Below are 16,382 nucleotides of genomic sequence, written 5' to 3'. Positions count from 1 at the left end.
TGGCTTCCCGAGGCATCAACCGCTTGGCACCAAGGCCTTTGCACTTGACACTTAGACCGCAAGTCAAAGCCACAACTGGAGCCTCCTGTCAGATTCGAACTGACGACCCCCGCTTTGGGTCTGGACGCCTTCTGGCAGGTTGGGAGGGTGCTGTTATGCCCAAAATCTAGGGGTTTCTGCGGTCTTCGGCAACTGTTGGATGCTTGTCCTTTGTCATTGATTGGGGTGAGTAAAGGGTGAGTCGGTCGCAATTGGTGGCTTACCGTCAGACTGCAATCGACAAAAAGCTACCTGACGTCGGGTGGACCGCGGCGATCCACATAGTCCTTCATGGCGATTCGTTTCTTGAAGCGCATGATTCCCCAGACGTCAGGTTGTGGGTGTCATCATGGTGTCTCCTTCACTCACATCGGTGCTCTGCCGTAGCTGTGAGTGAAGGAGACGCCAAGGGTCGAAAAAGCGGTAGTTAGCGCGAAAGGAGCAGCGCTTCGCCCTGGCCGCCGCCGCCGCATAGTGCCACGGCCGCTTTGCCGGTGCCGCGACGCATGAGTTCGTGCACGGCGGAGACCACCACGCGCGCACCGGAGGCGCCGATCGGATGGCCGAGCGCGATGGCTCCCCCGTTGACGTTGACTTTGTCCACGCTGAGGCCGAGCTGTTCGGCGGAGTGCAGGGCTACGGAGGCGAACGCCTCGTTGATCTCTACGAAGTCCAGGTCCTCCACGGCCCAGCCTGCTGTTTCCAGTGCCTTGCTGATGGCGCGGGCAGGTTTGTCCGGCAGCGAGGTGTCCGGGCCGGCGGTCTGTCCAGGGGCCCCGACCGTCGCCAGGATCTCCAGCCCGTGCGTTTCCGCGTAGCCGCGGGTGGTCAGGACAACGGCGGCCGCGCCGTCGTTGAGCGGGGAGGCGTTGCCGGCGGTCACCGTGCCGGTAACGGAGAAGGCTGGCCGGAGTTTGCCGAGTGATTCTTCGGTGCTTTTGGGACGCACACCTTCATCGGTTGTTACGAGTTCGGCCTCCCCCCGGCGCCGCGGCACCTTGACGGGGATGATCTCGGCGTCGAAAAGCCCGGTAGCCTGGGCGGCAGCGGCACGCCAATGCGAATCGGCGGCGGCCTTGTCTTGATCGGCGCGGTTGATGCCCAGCGCCGCGTTGGCGCGGTCGGTGGCCAGGCCCATGGATTCCTGGTCGAAGGCGTCCGTGAGGCCGTCGTGGGCGGCGGAGTCGACCAGCGCCGCGTCGCCGTAAAGGTGCCCGGCGCGGGAACCGGGCAGCAGGTGCGGGGCATTGGACATGGATTCCTGCCCGCCGGCGACCACCACCGCGGCTTCTCCGAGCCGCAGCAGCCGGGTTGCCTCGATGATGGCGCTCAGCCCGGACAAGCACACCTTGTTGACGGTGGCCGCGTGGGCACTGAGCGGTATACCACCGGCGACGGCGGCCTGCCGGGCAGGATTCTGGCCGGCGCCCGCCTGAAGGACATGACCGATGATGACCGCTTCGACGGCGTCCGGCCGGACCCCCGCCTTCTCCAGCGCACCGGCGATCGCCGCACCACCTAGCTCAACAGCGGACAACGGGGCGAGCTGGCCCATCAGCTTGCCCTGCGGTGTGCGGGCTGCACCAACGATGACAACATCTGAACTGGTGTTCATTTTTCTCCTTGGACGGGTGACGGGGCGGAAGCACCGTGATCTGAGGGCAGCCGTTCACCTGATTGCGCCATATCGGATGGCTGGAAGGGCGACGCGCAGTTCCGGGTGGAAGGCTGTTCAGGCGACCCGCGCACCGGAGGCGAGCTGGACGGCGACGTCGACGATCATGTCTTCCTGGCCGCCTACGTAGCCGGCTTTGCCGATTTCTTCGAGGATTTGCCAGGCGGGAACGCCGTAGCGTTCTGCGGCGCGTTCGGCGTGGATCAGGAAGGAGGAGTAGACCCCCGCGTAGCCCTGCATGATGGAGGCCCGGTCCATGATTGGCATCCGGGTGATGATGGGCTTGACCACGTCTTCGGCTGCGGCCATCACGCCGTGGACGTCCACGCCAGTGCTGATGTTGAGGCGTTCGAAGGCGGCGGCGAGGACCTCGGTGGGTGAGTTTCCCGCCCCGGCGCCGAGGGCCAGGAGTGTCCCGTCGATCTGTTTGGCCCCGGCGCGGGCGGCGTAGACGGAGTTCGCGACGCCGAAGCTGAGGTTCTGGTGTCCGTGGAACCCGACCTGGGCGTCGTTGCCGAGCTCGGCAACGAGGGCTGTGACGCGGTCGGAGACATCCTCGAGGATGAGTGCGCCGGCGGAGTCCACGACGTAGACGCACTGGCATCCTGCGTCGGCCATGATGCGTGCCTGTTCGGCCAGGTTTTCTGGCGTAGTCCGGTGCGAGAGCATGAGGAATCCGACGGTTTCCATGCCGAGTTTCCGGGCGTGCTGGAAGTGCTGGATGGAGACGTCGGCTTCGGTGCAGTGGGTGGCGATGCGGGCCACGGACGCGCCGGCTTCGTGCGCCTGGTTCAGGTCGTGGATGGTGCCCAGACCCGGGAGCATAAGCACCGCGATCTTGGCGTTCTTCGCTTCGTCCACGGCGGCCCGGACCAGGTCCAGTTCCGGGGTGAGGGAGAACCCGTAGTTGAAGGAGGACCCGCCCAGGCCGTCGCCGTGGGTGACTTCGATGACTTCGATCTTGGCGTCGTCCAGGGCGCGGACCACGGAACGGACGTGGGCTTCGGTGAATTTGTGGCTCATGGCGTGGGAGCCATCGCGCAGCGTGGTGTCCGTCAGCCGGACGCTCAGGTTCTGTGCTGTGGTCTCGGTGGTGGGGGTCATGGTTAGGCTCCTACGAGTGTTGAAGAGGTGGCGGCGTCCATGCGTTCGGCCAGAAGGTCAGCAGTCCGGGTGGCGGCGGCGGTGATGATGTCCAGGTTCCCCGCGTACTCGGGCAGGTAATCAGCGGCACCCTTGACCTGGACCCAGACACCCACCCGGCCGTTGCCGTCCCAGTCCTCCCGGGCCGTGTCGAACTGCGGCTCCACACGCAGCGAGTAGCCAGGGACGTAGTCCTGGATGCTGGCGACCGCTTCGTTGATGCTGGCGACGATCCGGTCCTGGAGCGGGCCGGGTTCGGCGGCTTCGGCAGGGATCGCGGCGTAGATGGTGTTGCGCATGATCATGGGCGGTTCCACCGGGTTGATGATGATGATGGCCTTGCCCCGATTGGCACCGCCGACCTCCTCAAGGGCCTTGGCCGTGGTCTCGGTGAACTCGTCCACGTTGGCCCGTGTACCCGGACCGGCGGACTTGGAGGCGATGGAGGCGACGATCTCGGCGTAGTCCACGGGGACCACGGAGGAGATCGCGGCGACGATCGGGGTGGTGGCCTGCCCGGCGCAGGTAATCATGTTCACGTTCAGGACGTCCTCGAGCGCGTCCAGGTTCACCACCGGGCACAGGTACGGGCCGACGGCGGCCGGGGTCAGGTCGATCGCGTGGATCCCCGCTTCTTTGTACTTGGGTGCATTGGCCTTATGCGCCTTGGCTGAGGTGCATTCGAAGACGAAGTCAGGGAGCTCATCCTGGGCCAGGAGCCAGTCAACACCCTCCGCGGACGTGGTGATGCCCAGGCGGGCTGCACGAGCGAGCCCGTCCGAGGCCGGGTCCACGCCGATCATGTACTTGACTTCAATGTTCTTGCTGCGCCGCATGATTTTGAACATCAGGTCGGTGCCGATGTTGCCTGAGCCGACGATGGCGGCTGTTTTCTTTGCCATGGTGGTGTCCTTAGTCTGTGAAGTGAATAGTCAGTGAACCCAGCGGGCCGAAATCGGCCGTCGCGGTGCTGTTGGCTACGACCGGCATGGCTACCGTGAAGGAGCCGGGCAGGATCAGCTGGCCTGCTTCCAGCGCCACGCCCTGCTCACCCAGCACGTTGGCCAGCCAAGCCAGCGGCGCAAGGGGGTGCTCCATGACGTCCGCGCCGGTCCCGGTGCCGGTTACCTCCCCGTCGATCACCAGTGAGCAGGTGACATCCAGGAGCCCCGTGGGATCGGCGGAATCCAGCCACAGAGCGTGGGCACTCACTGCGATGGCACCGCAGGAGGCGTTGTCGGCGATGGTGTCGACGAGTTTGATGTCCCAGTCCCTGATCCGGGAGTCAATGATTTCGATGGCGGGGTAAATGGCGCCGATGGCGGCCGCCGCCTGCTCCAAGGTGACACCTGGGCCCTGAAGGGGCTCCTTCAGGACGAAACCGAGTTCCGGTTCCACCTTGGGCTGAATGAACTGGGAGGCCGGGATCCGGGCCTCATCATGGTGGACCATGTCCTCGAAGAAGAACCCGAAGTCCGGAGAATCAACGCCCAACTGCCGCTGCATGGCAAGGGATGTCAGCCCGACTTTGCGGCCGGCAAGTACCCGCCCGGCGGCAACGTGTTGCTCAAGCTGGGCTGTCTGAATTTCGTAGGCGTCCTGGACGGTCATGTCCTGCAGCCGGTCCCGTAAAGGTGCCACAGGTACCAGAGTGCCGGTGGCCTCCAGCAGTTCCGCGGCGAGCTGATCTTTCAGCTCGGTACGTGCGGTTTCGGTCTGTGTGCTCATCATTTCACCATCGCTGTGGTCACGCCGAAGCCGGCGATAAATTCGGGAATCGGGCGGTAGTACTCGGAGGTGACCGCGTAATCGCCTGCTGCTGCAAGCGCGTTGTAGGCGGCCACCCAGTTGCGGACTTCGTGGGCGGAGTTGCCGGCTGCGGCGGCCATGGCCGGGGCGGTCCAGGCGTCCAGCTTCTCCAGGTCCCCGGACGCGATGATGGCGAGGAATTCACGGTCCCATTCGGGGTTGAGGTCCATGATGCTGGCCTCACCTTTCGCGAACGCTGCGGCGGTGTCGATGACACGCTGCTGCCGTGCGTTGCGGGCGGCAGCCGTTGGGTGCCTGCCGTTGAGCAGCATTGCCTTCTGCTCCGGAGTCGCGGTGGCAATCTGGGGCACCGGCGGGTCGTGGGAAAGACCGCCGGAACCGATGATGAGGACCTTCCGGTCCAGCGTCTTGAGGTAATTCCCGACGGCGGTGCCCAGCTGCCGCACGCGGCGCATCGACGCGAACGGCGGGGCCACGGAGTTGACGAAAATCGGTACTACCGGCTTGGCCGCGATGGAGCCGAAGAGAACCTCCAGGGGCTGGACGGCGCCGTGATCGATTTCCATCTTCAGCGAGATCGCAGCGTCCAGGTCGGCGTCGATGACTGCTTGGGCGAGGTCCCTGGCAATCTGCGTGGGGACGTTCAATGGACCTTCCTCGGAACCGTAGTCGCCCACGGAAACGGCATCGTAGCCGATGCAGAACGGCGGCATCAGCTCATAGAAGAAGCCGTTGTAGTGGTCCGGCGCGAAAGAGACTACAAGGTCCGGGTCGAAGTCCTCGACGAACTTGCGCGCCACCGCGAAGGCGGCGTCGACGTCGTTCTGGATTTCTTCCGGCGGTTCGGTGACCTCCAGAAGCGGGCTATGCGACATGCAGACGAGTGCGAGCGTCATGGCTGGCTCCTTCCTTGAAAGACATTGCAGTGAGGATGGCTGCGAGAGTGCGCGGTGCGTCCTGTGCCAGGCAGGCACCGGCAACGAAGCGGTCCGGGCGGATGAAAAGCACCGGGGTGGGGCGGTCATCGAACCACTTCTTGAGGCGGCCTTCGGCGTCGCCGACGACGGTCACGTCGTGGCTGTAGCGCTCCTCGGCCCAGCGGCGCTGTGATTCGGGTACGACGGCGACAAGGGTGGCACCAAGTGCTTCCAGCCGGGCAATTTCCTCGGCGCTGAACATGCCCTTGGGGTTATTGCCCCACGCCAGCACGGTCCACCATTTGCCGATGGCATCATCAAGCCGGATGCCCTGCGCGCCCTTGGTGTTGACCCGGGGCTGGATGAACTGCACACCCACCGACGAGTTGAGGTTATTGGCCGTCAGGACGGGAATCAGCTTGCTCGTGAGCCGTGCCCTAGCGGTACCGGCGGCAGCGGAGGTGGGGTCCACGACGACACCTTTGGTGTAGCGCGGCATCGGTTTGAAGCGCATCTCCGAGAAATAGGACTTCACCTGCGGGAACAGGTTCAGGACCGCTGCTGTCGCATCGCGGGCACCCACCACCACCGGGTTGGTGGGCTTGATGATCGCGCCCAGTGTCAGGGAGAGGTCGATCATGGCCTTGGCATGGTCACGGCGCTCGTCCTCGTAGGTGTCGAGGAGCCCCTCCCCCGCCTGACCTCGCAGCACAGTCGACAGTTTCCATGCGAGGTTGGTGGCATCGCGGACGCCGGAGTTCCAGCCCTGGCCCATCCAGACGGGCATCAGGTGTGCGGCGTCGCCGGCAACAATCTGGCGGCCCTTGCGGAACGTACCGGCAATCCTCCCATGGTGCGTAAAGACGCGTTCACGGATGACTTCCAGCTCGTCCGGGTTGGGGACGTGGTCCTTGAGCAGGTTGTAAATGAACTTCTTGTCTGTGACCTGCTCGTCGGTTTCGTGATCGAAGATCATGAACTCCCAGCGCCGGATCGCGTGCGCCAAGCCGATGGAAACGTAGGGCCGCTTCGGGTCCGCGCCGAGGAAGACGTTCGGGGTACCCAAGGGGTCGTTCTCGACGTCCACCACGAGCCAGCGGGTCGACGGCGACTGGCCTTCAAACGTTGTACCGAGCCTTTTGCGGGTCGGTGACTTTCCGCCTTCGCAACCGACGAGGTACTGGGCTTTGATCCGCTTGACCGCAGGCGTGCCACCATCGTTGTACTCAACGGTGGCGATGACGGCGTCGGCTGATTCCACTGCGTCTACGACGGTGTGGCCGAAGTGCGCCGTGACGGATGCGAAGCGGTCCAGGCCATCGAACAGTGCGCGGTCCACCAGGGGCTGGACGAAGCCGCTCTTGCGGGGCCAGCCGAACTCGTCGGCCTTGGGCTCGTTGGTCATAATGACCTTGCCCCGGCCGTTGACCAGCCGCATGATGTGCTGTGCGGTGGTGTGTGGCAGGACCGTTTCCGTCAGGCCGATTGTCTGGACTGAGCGGAGGGATTCGTCGTCGATACCGACTCCGCGCGGGTAGTCGATCAACTCGGGCAACTTTTCCACGAGGGTGACGTCCTGGCCGTACATGCCGAGCAGGTTGGCGAGCATGAGCCCCACCGGACCGGCGCCCACCACCAGGACATCGGTTTCAATATCGAAGTTATTGCTTGTCATTTCGGTGCTTTCGCGTCGTTGCAGGTGGGCCCTAGCGGGCCAGCATGAAGTCAAGGAAGATTTTGTTGAACGTGTTCGGATCCTCGTACTGGGGCCAGTGGCCGCAGTTTTCCATGATGGCCAGTTCACTATTGGGGATGAGGCCGGCGATTCGGCGTCCTTCGTCGACCGGGCCGGAGGGGTCCTTGGTTGTCCACAGCACCAAAGCCGGAGCCTTAATCTGGGCAAGGGCCTCGTCCGTGAGCATGTTGCGTTTGCGTGTCTCGGGGTCCTGGAGGGCCATGTTGGCCTCGCAGGCCTGGAGCCAGCCCGGCTGTTGGAAGATGTCCTGGCGGGTGCGGATCAGGTCGTCGGTGACCATGGCAGGGTCGGCCATGAGCCACTCAAGCCGGGTTTTTACCCGCTCCCAGGAAGGGTCCTTGGCAGCTTCCATGGACAGCGTGTAAAGACGCTCCATCACTACCGGGTTGGCCATCGTCCCGCCCATGGTGTTCAGGAAGATGCGTTCGACCTTTTCCGGGTAGTCGATGGCAAACTGTGCCGTGACCCAGCCGCCCAGTGATTCGCCGGTGAGGTACGCCTTCTCGACGCCGATTGCCTCCATGAATCCGAGGACCTGTTCGATGTAGTGCTTGATCTCCAGAGGGTGTTCAGGCTTTGCGCTGTAGCCATGGCCGATGAAGTCGATGGCCCACACATCGAAATGCTCCGACAGGGGCTGGAGGTTGCGGACGTATGCCTCGGCGTGGCCGGTGATGCCGTGCATGGCGATCAGCGTGGGCTTTGAGGAGTCCCCTGCGTGCAGGTAGCGGGTGCGGTACGGGCCGGCCTGGATGTAGCCCTGGCTGAATTCAGTCTGGGCAAGGTCGGACCAGACGCTGGTGTACGGACGCGGTGTCATAGCTAAACTCCCTAGATTGTGTATTTATCGCACACGCAAAGGCGATAATTGCACTTCGATGACGACATCGAATCACTGCGGTGACGTGGGTGTCTATGGCAGCTTGCCGGCTAGTGGAATGTCCTGAAGTCCACGTCTTTCGGCCATTCAAGTTCAGCCAAGACGGCTGGAAATACGCTCCGCCGCGGCAACAATGGCCGTGGCGGCGCCTTCCGCGACTTCCCTCCGGGTCGTGATGAGGTTGATACAGGCGGCGAGCTCCGGTCCAGAACCTTTGATGGGGGCGGCCAGTCCGTACATGTTGGGTTCAACTTCACCGAAGGTGATGGCAAAGCCGTTGGCTCTGGCAATCCGGACCTCTTCGGCTTCTGAGGACAACGGTGGCTGGCTTGCTTGGATCGCTAGTCCTGCGGCTCCACGGTTGAGCGGGTGCCGGCTTCCCTGGGCAAATGAGACATGGTACGAGGGGCCCCGCGGCTCTACTACGGCCAGCGCCACCGCGTCGTTTCCCTCCCTAATGAGCAACGAGACCGTTGATGCCAGGTCATTGGCCACATCGTGCAGAACCGGGAGGGCCGCGGCACGAATCGCATCATGCGCTGCAGATGTGAGCTGGAGCAGCCCTGCCGCGCCGCGGTAGCGGTTGTCGTCGCTTCGGTGTATCAGCTTCGCGTCGCTCAGCGTGTTGAGGATGCGGTAGGCGATAGTGCGGTGCACACCCAGAAGCTCGCCGACGTCATTGATCGCAAGCCCGTCGCGTGCGTCGGCGATTGCCTTCAAGGCCTCCAGTCCGCGGGCAAGTGTCTGGGAGCCAACGGTCCTCGAGGGGCTGGCGGGCATTTCTGTAGTCACAGGGACAGCCTAGTGACGAGACACAACCGGTGCTCCAATTTTCTTGGTTTCATCACGGACGCCCGACGGCAAGGGCCACTCACTCTTGTCATCGAGTGGTTTCGTAGTTGTACCAGCCCATCCCGCTCTTGCGTCCGAGCCTCCCTGATTCATACATTTTCTGCATGATCGGGTGGGGCAGGTCTGCGGGGTCGCCGGTTTCCTCATAGGTGGCTTGGGCAATCATGCAGTTGACGTCCAGCCCTACGAGATCCATGAGCTCGAATGGGCCCATGGGATGTCCCAACGCCGTTTTCGCGGCCGCATCTATGTCCTCAATGCTGGCCACGCCGGAACTGTACAGATTTAGTGCTTCGTCTCGGAGTACCCCCATCAGCCGGTTGGCCACGAAGCCTGGAACTTCCTGGTTGAGCAACACCGGTTGCTTCCCAATCGTGCGGACAAGTTCCATGACCACATCTATGGTTTCCTGTGAAGTCTGCGGATGGCGGACCACTTCGACGCATTTCATCACCAGTGCAGGGTTGAAGAAGTGCACGTTGCAGACACGTTCCGGACGGCTGGTGACTGAAGCCACCTTTGAGGAACCGTAGGTCGAGGAATTGGTGGCAAGGATGGCATGGGCCGGGACGGCTCGGTCAAGGGCAGCGAATATCTGTTGTTTGATCTCCAGTTTTTCGGTTGCAGCTTCAATCACGAAGTCCGCAGTTGATGCGGCTTGATCAAGGTCAGTGCTGAAACTGAGCCTGCCCAGGGCTTCCTCGGCGCACGCCTGGCTCATGCGGCCTTTGGCGACGGCGGCGCCCATGCGGTCGGCGAGTTGGGCTCCGGCTCTCGTCAGTCCGGACTCGATAACGTCCTGGAGGGTGACGTCGTGCCCGGCCAGGGCAAAAACCATGGCGATCTGGGAGCCCATGGCCCCGGCGCCGACAACGAGGATGCGTTGGATCTGAGGACGTGAGGGATCAGGACTGGACACTGCCAGCACCTCCGCGCAGGTAGACGGTTGTGGTGTGCGCGAAGAACTCCCTGGCGGCTTCGCCCTGTTCCTTCGGCCCGTAGCCGCTCTTCTTGGCTCCCCCGAAGGGAACGTGGGGGTCGGCCCCGGCTGATTCGGAGTTGATGTGCAGGATCCCGACGTCGATCTCATCCATGGCTGATAGGGCTGTGGTCAAGTCTTGGGTAAACAGTGCCGCCGAGAGGCCGAATTCGCTGTCGTTGGCCAGCTCAAAGGCTTCCTGGGTTGATTGGGCACGGCGAACGCTCAGCACTGGCCCGAAAAGCTCTTCGGTCCACACATTCTGCGTTCCGTCGCCGGGCAGCTCGAGAACGGTCGGGGCAATGAAGTGGCCGTCGGCCAGGGCGCCCTCAGTGTAGGGGTGCCCGCCGGCGAGGAGGCTGGCTCCTTGCGCGAGTGCGGTGTCGATTCCCTGCTGGATGGACTTGCGTGCGGAGGCATTGATGACGGGGCCCATCTCGGTCCCGGCCGCCGTCGGATCCCCTATTAGCAGGTTGGCTGCCCGCTTCCCGAGTTCGGCAAGAAACTCGTCGGCGATATTCTCGGCCACGATTAGGCGGGATGTGGCGGTGCATTTTTGTCCGGATGACCTGAAGGCGCCAAGCATGACCTGTTCGACGGCCAGGTCAAGGTCAGCATCAGAGAGCACAACGGCCGCGTTTTTTCCGCCCATTTCTGCCTGCACCGGAACACCGCGGCCGGCGGCTTTGGAGGCCAGGCTCCTGCCCACACCGGTGGACCCGGTAAATGTCAGTCCGTCCAATGCGTGATGTTCAACAATGCTGTTGCCCATGGAGCCGGGGCCAATCAGGAGATTCAGGACCCCGGCTGGAAGGCCGGCTGCGCCTAAGGCTTGCGCCAGCCGCATGGCCAGCAGCGGCACTGTGCTGGCCGGTTTCCAGACCACGGTGTTCCCGTAGGCCAAGGCGGGGCCGATTTTCCATGCCGGGATGGCAATAGGGAAATTGAACGGGGTCACCACCCCGATCACGCCTAACGGTTTTCGCGTTACCAGGATCTTTTCGCCGCGCCGGGGTGAAGAATAGATTCCGCCGGCCGCGCGGTCGCCGTCGTTCCCGTAGTAGCGGAGGATCTGGGCGGCCCGCAACACTTCGCCTTCGCCTTCAGGGCGGGTCTTGCCTTCCTCGCGGGCCAGTTCAAGTCCCAGGTCTGAAGCGGACTCCTCCAGGCTGGCTGCTGCACGGAGCAGCACGGCACCCCGTTCATGGGCGGGGGTTCGGGCCCAGTCCCGCTTGGCTGCAGTGGCCGCTGCCATGGCCCGGTCCACCTCGGCGTCGCTTGCCTGGAGGCCGTGGGCGACGGTCTCGTCGGGGCGGGCCGGGTTGCTGCTGGCCAGGGGACTTGCGGTCCCGTCTTGCCAGGCCCCATTGATGAGGTGTTGAAGCTGGATGGCTGGTGTCATGGGTTTGCTCTCTCAGCGAAAGGCGGGAATGCCGGTGATCTTGTTTCCGAGGATCAGTGTGTGGACCTCGTCGGTGCCTTCATAGGTGCGGACCGATTCCAGGTTGTTGGCATGGCGCAACGGCGAGTAATCCAGGGTGATGCCGTTTCCGCCCAGCATGGCGCGCGCATCGCGGCAGATTTTGATGGCCTCGCGGCAGTTGTTGAGCTTGCCCACCGAGATCTGGTGCGGTTCCAGCATCCCGGCGTCTTTGAGCCGGCCCAAGTGCAGGGCGAGCAGGAAACCTTTGTTGATTTCCAGTGCCATGTTGACGAGTTTTTCCTGCGTGAGCTGGTATCCGGCCAGCGGTTTGTCGAACTGCAGGCGTTCCTGGGCGTAGGCCAGAGCCGTGGCGTAGCTGTCCCGCGCCGCACCCATGGCGCCCCAGATGATGCCGTACCGCGCCTCGTTGAGGCACTCGAAAGGTCCCCTCAAGCCTTTGGCGTTAGGCAGCATTGCGTCCGCAGGCAGACGTACGTCCGTGAGCTCGATGTCGCATTGGATGGAGGCCCGCATGGACAGCTTCTGTTCGATGGGCGTCGCGGTGAATCCTGGCGTATCCGTGGGCACAATGAACCCGCGGACGCCGTCATCCGTCTGTGCCCAGATAACCGTCAGCTTGGCAACGGAGGCGAGACCGATCCACCGCTTGGAGCCGTTGATGATCCAGTCCTCGCCGTCCCTGCGTGCGAAGGTCTTCATCGCGCCCGGGTCCGAGCCCGCCGTCGGCTCGGTCAGCCCGAACGAGCCGATCGCTTCACCGGCAGCCATCTGGGGCAGCCATTCCTGTTTCTGTTCTTCGGAGCCGTGCTTGTAGATGGCGCTCATTGCCAGAGAGCCCTGCACGCTGACGAAGGTCCGCAGGCCCGAGTCGCCTGCTTCCAGCTCAGCGCCGGCCAGCCCGTATTCGACGGCAGAGCGGCCGGCGCAGCCGTAGCCCTTCAAGTGCATGCCGAGAAGGCCAAGTTTGGCCATTTCGGGGACAATTTCCAGCGGAAAGACGGCGGACTCGTACCAGGCGGCGATGTTGGGCTTGATGGTCGAGTCGACGAAGGAACGTACGGAGTTACGGAGCGCGATCTCGTCCGGGCTGAGCAGGCTGTCGAAGTTGAGCAGATCTGTTGAGTCAGTCATGTCTTCCTTTGGTGCAGTGTTCGGGGGGCTGGTTCGAGGTATCGGCAGGAGGAGTCATACGTCAGCTGCCTGTTTTGTGCCAGAAGAGGCAGTGCGGCCGGTCGCAGACTTGGTAAGCCACCGCCGCACTGATTCGCTGTGTTCGCCTAGAGCAGGGGGCGCTGTCCGGCGCTGATCGAGCGGTGGAGTCCACGTGATCGGATGCCGGATCTGGCGGCCGGTGATTTCGCCGCTGGCATCATGGACGGGGATCGTCGGCTCCAGCCCCAGCGACTCTGCGAACTCCAACGATTCCTTGATGGTGGCCACCTGCCCCGCGGGTACACCTGCGCGGTTTAGTGTGTCCTGCCAATATTGGGCACCGGCGCGGGCCAGGGCATCCTCCAGCAGTGGGATCAGGTCCAGGCGGTTCCGGACCCTGGCGTTGTTGGTCTGGAACCGCTCGTCCACGGCCAGTCTGCTGAGGCCCAGGGCGCCGCAGAGCTTGACGAACTGGCCATCGTTTCCGCAGGCAACTGCCAGGGTGCCGTCCGCGCATTGAAGCAACTGATAAGGGACGATCGAGGGGTGGTCGTTGCCCATCCTGGCGGGCACCTTTCCGGCGCCCAGGAAGCTTTGGCCCTGATTCGCGAGTGCTCCCTGCAGGCTTGAGAGCAGGTTGACTTCTATCAGCGCACCCTTCCCTGAGCGGTTGCGTTCATTGAGTGCTGCCAGTACCCCGATGGTTGCGTCCTTGGCAGTGAGGACATCCACGAGTGCCACACCCGCCTTGGTGGGGTCGCCGTCAGCTTGCCCGGTGATGCTCATCAGGCCTCCAAGCGCCTGTACTACGAAGTCGTAGCCAAGCAGGTCCGCTCCTCCGCCGCTGCCAAACCCGGTGACTGACACATAGATCAGTCCTGGGTTCTCTGCTGCCAGTTCGGCGTAGCCGAGACCTAGCTTGGCCATGCCGCCTGGTTTGAAGTTTTCGACGACGATGTCGGCTCTGCGGCTGAGCTCACGCGCTGTGTCCTGGTCATCCGGGTCCGCGAGATCGAGGCAGATGGATTCTTTGTTGCGGTTCACGCTTTCGAAGTAGGTTGCCCCGGTTGGGGAGAAGGGAGGCCCCCAGCTTCGGGTGTCATCGCCGGCACCCGGACGTTCGATCTTGATGACCCGCGCGCCTAGGTCCGCCAGCGTCATGGTTGCCAAAGGGCCAGCCAGGACGCGCGAAAAGTCGGCGACGATTATGCCATCCAACGGGCGCTGGTGAGCATTTGGGCGCGGCTCGGCGTGAGGTAGCAACGGGGGTTCCTTTCGAAGATTTGCCGGTCGCGAGGTGAGGGGGCCTCGTCTTAGCTGGCTGCCGGTGCGGCCACCGACCCGGCGGAGCTGGGAATATCGCCGTGCCGGATCTCCTGGTACACCCGGGTACGGAGTTGGGCGAATTCCCGGGTCGCCTTGGTACTGATCTGATCGCGCTCCGTACCTAAGTGGGTTTCAATGAGGTCGACAACCTGCGTCGGTTTGTTACCCAGAACCAGAACACGATCGGCGAGGTAAACAGCCTCGTCAATATCGTGGGTGACGAGCACGATCGTGATGCCCAGGTGGTTTTTCAGCTTCAGCGTCAGATCTTCCAAGTCTCCTCGGGTCTGTGCGTCCACGGAGGCGAACGGTTCGTCCATGAGGACGATCGCCGGGGCATAGGCCAGGGCACGTGCGATGGCGACGCGCTGCTGCATTCCGCCTGACAACTGCCATGGGTACTTTTCGACGTGGTCTTTGAGCCCGACCTCGATCAGTGCTTCCATTGCCTTCTTTTTGCGTTCGGCCTTATCTTTGGTCGCTGAGCGCAGGGGAAGCATCACGTTGTCCAGGACGGAGAGCCACGGCATGAGCGAACGGGAGTAATCCTGGAAGACGATAGCCATTTCAGCGGGTGGTTCCGTGACCACCTTGCCGCGGAGCGACACCGTCCCACTGGTGGGGTTGATAAGCCCCGACAGGCACTGCAGAAGGGTAGTTTTGCCAGCACCGGACGGTCCGACGATGCACATAAACTCACCTGAGCGGACGGTGACGCTGATGTCACCGAGCACCTGGTGGTCGCCATAGCTTTTGCCGAGATTCTCGACGACGAGCAGTTCGTCCGTTTGCGCCGGGACGCGGCCCGCGAGCGGGGTTTGAGAGTTGTTCATGTCAGGCTCCTAAGCGTTCTTCTTGTTGTGCCAGTCCAGGACCCGGGCCTCAACCAGTCGGAATCCGAAATTGAGGAGATAACCCAGCACGCCCAGCATCACAATGCCGGACCACATGTTCAGCACCTTGAAGGTGCGCTGGGAGTCGAGAATGAAGTAGCCGATGCCGCCCGGGGAGCCAACCATCTCGGTGACCACCATGACAACTGCGGCGATGGCCAGGGCTACCCGTGCACCGGCAAATATTTGCGGTGCCGCGTTCGGGATGTAAATAAAGCGGACTTTGTCCTTAAGCGGGATGCGGTAACTGCTGGCCATCCGAAGAAGCACAGGCTCCACCGAACGCACTCCGTCGATGGTGTTCAGCAGGATCGGCCACATGGAGGCAAGAGCGATCATGAAGACCTTCATTCCGTCGCCGATGCCAAGGAAGATAATGGCGATTGGCAGCAGTGCAACACCTGGCGTGGACCTAAGGAACTCCAACAGCGGCCGGATCGCTTCCTCGAAACGGGGCAGAAGTCCCAAGAGGACACCGCCGATGACGCCAACAAGCAGGGCGAGTCCGAATCCGGTCAGGATCCGCAACAGGCTCGGAAGCATGTTCTCGACGATCCCGTCGAAGAACCACAGTTGATTTACTGTCTCCAGGATCTTGGCTAGTGGCGGGAAATAGAAGGATTTGCTGCCGGCCGACAGCACGAGCCAGAGGATGATAAGGACTAACGGGAGCCAGATTTCCCAGGCGAGAGATGTGAGGCGTTTCATTCGGAACGCTCCCCTCGGATAATCGGGTGCCACCAGAGCACCCGGCGTTGGAACAGGACGAGGGCGGCGTTGATCAGAAGGCCGATCATTCCGGCGGTGATCGCATACGCGAAGACCTCGGGCCGTTTGAAGGCCTGTTCCATGTGGGACAGTTCCAATCCGAGTCCTGGTGCCCCCCCGATGTATTCGGCGGCGATGGTCATGAGCAGTGCCATGGTGGCTGCCAGGCGCATCCCGGTGGAGACGAGCAGGGTCACACTCGGCGCCCAGAGGAAACGCAAACGGTCCATGGTGGAAATCCGAAACACCCGGAACACCCACTTCAGCAGAGGTTCCACCTGTTTGGCCGCGTACATCGACTGGATGAGCAGTGGCCAGATTGCGGCCAGGACGATCATCGTAATCTCCATACGGCTCGTAGCCCCGAAAAGCAGGAGGACAAGCGGCAGGAGAGCAATTGTCGGAATGGTTCGGAAGAAGTCGATGACCCACCGCGTGCTCTGCGTTGCCCGCATGGATACTCCGATCAGCAGCCCGGCGGGAACTCCGATCACCGCACAGAGCGCCAACCCGATGGCCCACACCTGCAGAGTAGTACCGAGTGCAGCCCAGTACGCACCGGTCCCCCAAAGTCCGAGCAGCGCAGCGAAAACCGTCACCGGGGCGGGAAGGCTGTCACTGTCCACCAGCGGGCTTACGGAGAGAAGCTGCCACAGGAGCAGGACCCCTGCGATGGCGATCAGTTTCGGACCGATGCCAACCCGCCGCCGCCCGGCAACGGCGGAACCACCCTTCCGGGCTTTCGTCCGGGCGCCGGCCAGGACGGCCGTGTTACTTTTGGGGGTCAT

15 protein-coding genes are annotated in these 16,382 nt (G+C 62.9%); all 15 read right to left on the bottom strand.

The window, feature by feature from the left end; genetic code table 11:
* Window positions 1–466: 466 nt before the first annotated feature.
* The 15 genes from IAQ70_RS14620 to IAQ70_RS14550 all read right to left on the bottom strand — a co-directional run bounded on the left by IAQ70_RS14620 (window position 467) and on the right by IAQ70_RS14550 (window position 16,382).
* Window positions 467–1,654, bottom strand: coding sequence for an acetyl-CoA C-acetyltransferase (locus IAQ70_RS14620; protein WP_190990031.1), 1,188 nt, complete (start codon window positions 1,652–1,654; stop codon window positions 467–469).
* A gap of 117 nt (window positions 1,655–1,771) precedes the next feature.
* Window positions 1,772–2,818: a 4-hydroxy-2-oxovalerate aldolase gene (gene dmpG, locus IAQ70_RS14615; RefSeq protein WP_190990030.1), complete on the bottom strand. Its 1,047-nt coding sequence runs from the start codon at window positions 2,816–2,818 to the stop codon at window positions 1,772–1,774.
* Window positions 2,819–2,820: 2 nt separating this feature from the next.
* Complete coding sequence (locus tag IAQ70_RS14610) at window positions 2,821–3,759, bottom strand: acetaldehyde dehydrogenase (acetylating) (RefSeq protein ID WP_190990029.1); 939 nt, start codon at window positions 3,757–3,759, stop codon at window positions 2,821–2,823.
* Between the two features lie 10 nt (window positions 3,760–3,769).
* Complete coding sequence (locus IAQ70_RS14605; RefSeq protein WP_190990028.1) at window positions 3,770–4,585, bottom strand: 2-keto-4-pentenoate hydratase; 816 nt, start codon at window positions 4,583–4,585, stop codon at window positions 3,770–3,772.
* The gene (locus IAQ70_RS14600) at window positions 4,585–5,523 is read right to left on the bottom strand and encodes a 3-carboxyethylcatechol 2,3-dioxygenase (RefSeq protein ID WP_190990027.1); all 939 of its coding nucleotides are present in this window, start codon (window positions 5,521–5,523) and stop codon (window positions 4,585–4,587) included. Before IAQ70_RS14600 ends, IAQ70_RS14605 begins: the two co-directional genes overlap by 1 nt.
* Entirely contained in the window at window positions 5,492–7,219 is a 1,728-nt protein-coding gene (locus IAQ70_RS14595; protein WP_190990026.1) for a bifunctional 3-(3-hydroxy-phenyl)propionate/3-hydroxycinnamic acid hydroxylase, read from the bottom strand. Before IAQ70_RS14595 ends, IAQ70_RS14600 begins: the two co-directional genes overlap by 32 nt.
* A 31-nt stretch (window positions 7,220–7,250) precedes the next feature.
* Window positions 7,251–8,120: an alpha/beta fold hydrolase gene (locus IAQ70_RS14590; RefSeq protein ID WP_190990025.1), complete on the bottom strand. Its 870-nt coding sequence runs from the start codon at window positions 8,118–8,120 to the stop codon at window positions 7,251–7,253.
* Between the two features lie 153 nt (window positions 8,121–8,273).
* Window positions 8,274–8,972 (bottom strand): IclR family transcriptional regulator, encoded by a 699-nt coding sequence (locus IAQ70_RS14585; RefSeq protein ID WP_317983670.1) that lies wholly within the window; start codon window positions 8,970–8,972, stop codon window positions 8,274–8,276.
* 88 nt (window positions 8,973–9,060) lie between these two features.
* Entirely contained in the window at window positions 9,061–9,951 is an 891-nt protein-coding gene (locus IAQ70_RS14580) for a 3-hydroxyacyl-CoA dehydrogenase family protein (protein WP_317983669.1), read from the bottom strand.
* Window positions 9,938–11,413, bottom strand: a complete 1,476-nt coding sequence (locus tag IAQ70_RS14575; RefSeq protein WP_190990024.1) for an aldehyde dehydrogenase family protein — start codon at window positions 11,411–11,413, stop codon at window positions 9,938–9,940. The genes IAQ70_RS14580 and IAQ70_RS14575 overlap by 14 nt, the downstream gene beginning before the upstream one ends.
* A 12-nt stretch (window positions 11,414–11,425) precedes the next feature.
* On the bottom strand, window positions 11,426–12,586 hold the full coding sequence (locus IAQ70_RS14570; RefSeq protein ID WP_190990023.1) for an acyl-CoA dehydrogenase family protein: 1,161 nt from the start codon (window positions 12,584–12,586) through the stop codon (window positions 11,426–11,428).
* Between the two features lie 54 nt (window positions 12,587–12,640).
* Entirely contained in the window at window positions 12,641–13,870 is a 1,230-nt protein-coding gene (locus tag IAQ70_RS14565) for a CaiB/BaiF CoA transferase family protein (protein WP_263406507.1), read from the bottom strand.
* A gap of 50 nt (window positions 13,871–13,920) precedes the next feature.
* Window positions 13,921–14,766: an ABC transporter ATP-binding protein gene (locus IAQ70_RS14560; RefSeq protein ID WP_190990022.1), complete on the bottom strand. Its 846-nt coding sequence runs from the start codon at window positions 14,764–14,766 to the stop codon at window positions 13,921–13,923.
* A gap of 9 nt (window positions 14,767–14,775) precedes the next feature.
* Complete coding sequence (locus IAQ70_RS14555; protein ID WP_190990021.1) at window positions 14,776–15,534, bottom strand: ABC transporter permease; 759 nt, start codon at window positions 15,532–15,534, stop codon at window positions 14,776–14,778.
* On the bottom strand, window positions 15,531–16,382 hold the full coding sequence (locus tag IAQ70_RS14550) for an ABC transporter permease (RefSeq protein WP_190990020.1): 852 nt from the start codon (window positions 16,380–16,382) through the stop codon (window positions 15,531–15,533). The genes IAQ70_RS14555 and IAQ70_RS14550 overlap by 4 nt, the downstream gene beginning before the upstream one ends.

Origin of the sequence: Pseudarthrobacter sulfonivorans, from assembly GCF_014712225.1 — a bacterium.
Taxonomy (GTDB): Bacteria; Actinomycetota; Actinomycetes; order Actinomycetales; family Micrococcaceae; genus Arthrobacter; species Arthrobacter sulfonivorans.
Note: the sequence above shows the minus strand (reverse complement) of the source record. Positions and strands in the feature narration are given on the sequence as shown.

What these genes read in the sequence shown, in the direction of transcription:
- IAQ70_RS14590 (WP_190990025.1), bottom strand. Translation starts at nt 8,120, where the DNA reads ATGACACCGCGTCCGTACACCAGCGTCTGGTCCGACCTTGCCCAGACT.
- IAQ70_RS14570 (WP_190990023.1), bottom strand. Translation starts at nt 12,586, where the DNA reads ATGACTGACTCAACAGATCTGCTCAACTTCGACAGCCTGCTCAGCCCG.
- IAQ70_RS14575 (WP_190990024.1), bottom strand. Translation starts at nt 11,413, where the DNA reads ATGACACCAGCCATCCAGCTTCAACACCTCATCAATGGGGCCTGGCAA.
- IAQ70_RS14620 (WP_190990031.1), bottom strand. Translation starts at nt 1,654, where the DNA reads ATGAACACCAGTTCAGATGTTGTCATCGTTGGTGCAGCCCGCACACCG.
- IAQ70_RS14600 (WP_190990027.1), bottom strand. Translation starts at nt 5,523, where the DNA reads ATGACGCTCGCACTCGTCTGCATGTCGCATAGCCCGCTTCTGGAGGTC.
- IAQ70_RS14550 (WP_190990020.1), bottom strand. Translation starts at nt 16,382, where the DNA reads ATGACCCCCAAAAGTAACACGGCCGTCCTGGCCGGCGCCCGGACGAAA.
- IAQ70_RS14555 (WP_190990021.1), bottom strand. Translation starts at nt 15,534, where the DNA reads ATGAAACGCCTCACATCTCTCGCCTGGGAAATCTGGCTCCCGTTAGTC.
- dmpG (WP_190990030.1), bottom strand. Translation starts at nt 2,818, where the DNA reads ATGACCCCCACCACCGAGACCACAGCACAGAACCTGAGCGTCCGGCTG.
- IAQ70_RS14595 (WP_190990026.1), bottom strand. Translation starts at nt 7,219, where the DNA reads ATGACAAGCAATAACTTCGATATTGAAACCGATGTCCTGGTGGTGGGC.
- IAQ70_RS14605 (WP_190990028.1), bottom strand. Translation starts at nt 4,585, where the DNA reads ATGAGCACACAGACCGAAACCGCACGTACCGAGCTGAAAGATCAGCTC.
- IAQ70_RS14560 (WP_190990022.1), bottom strand. Translation starts at nt 14,766, where the DNA reads ATGAACAACTCTCAAACCCCGCTCGCGGGCCGCGTCCCGGCGCAAACG.
- IAQ70_RS14610 (WP_190990029.1), bottom strand. Translation starts at nt 3,759, where the DNA reads ATGGCAAAGAAAACAGCCGCCATCGTCGGCTCAGGCAACATCGGCACC.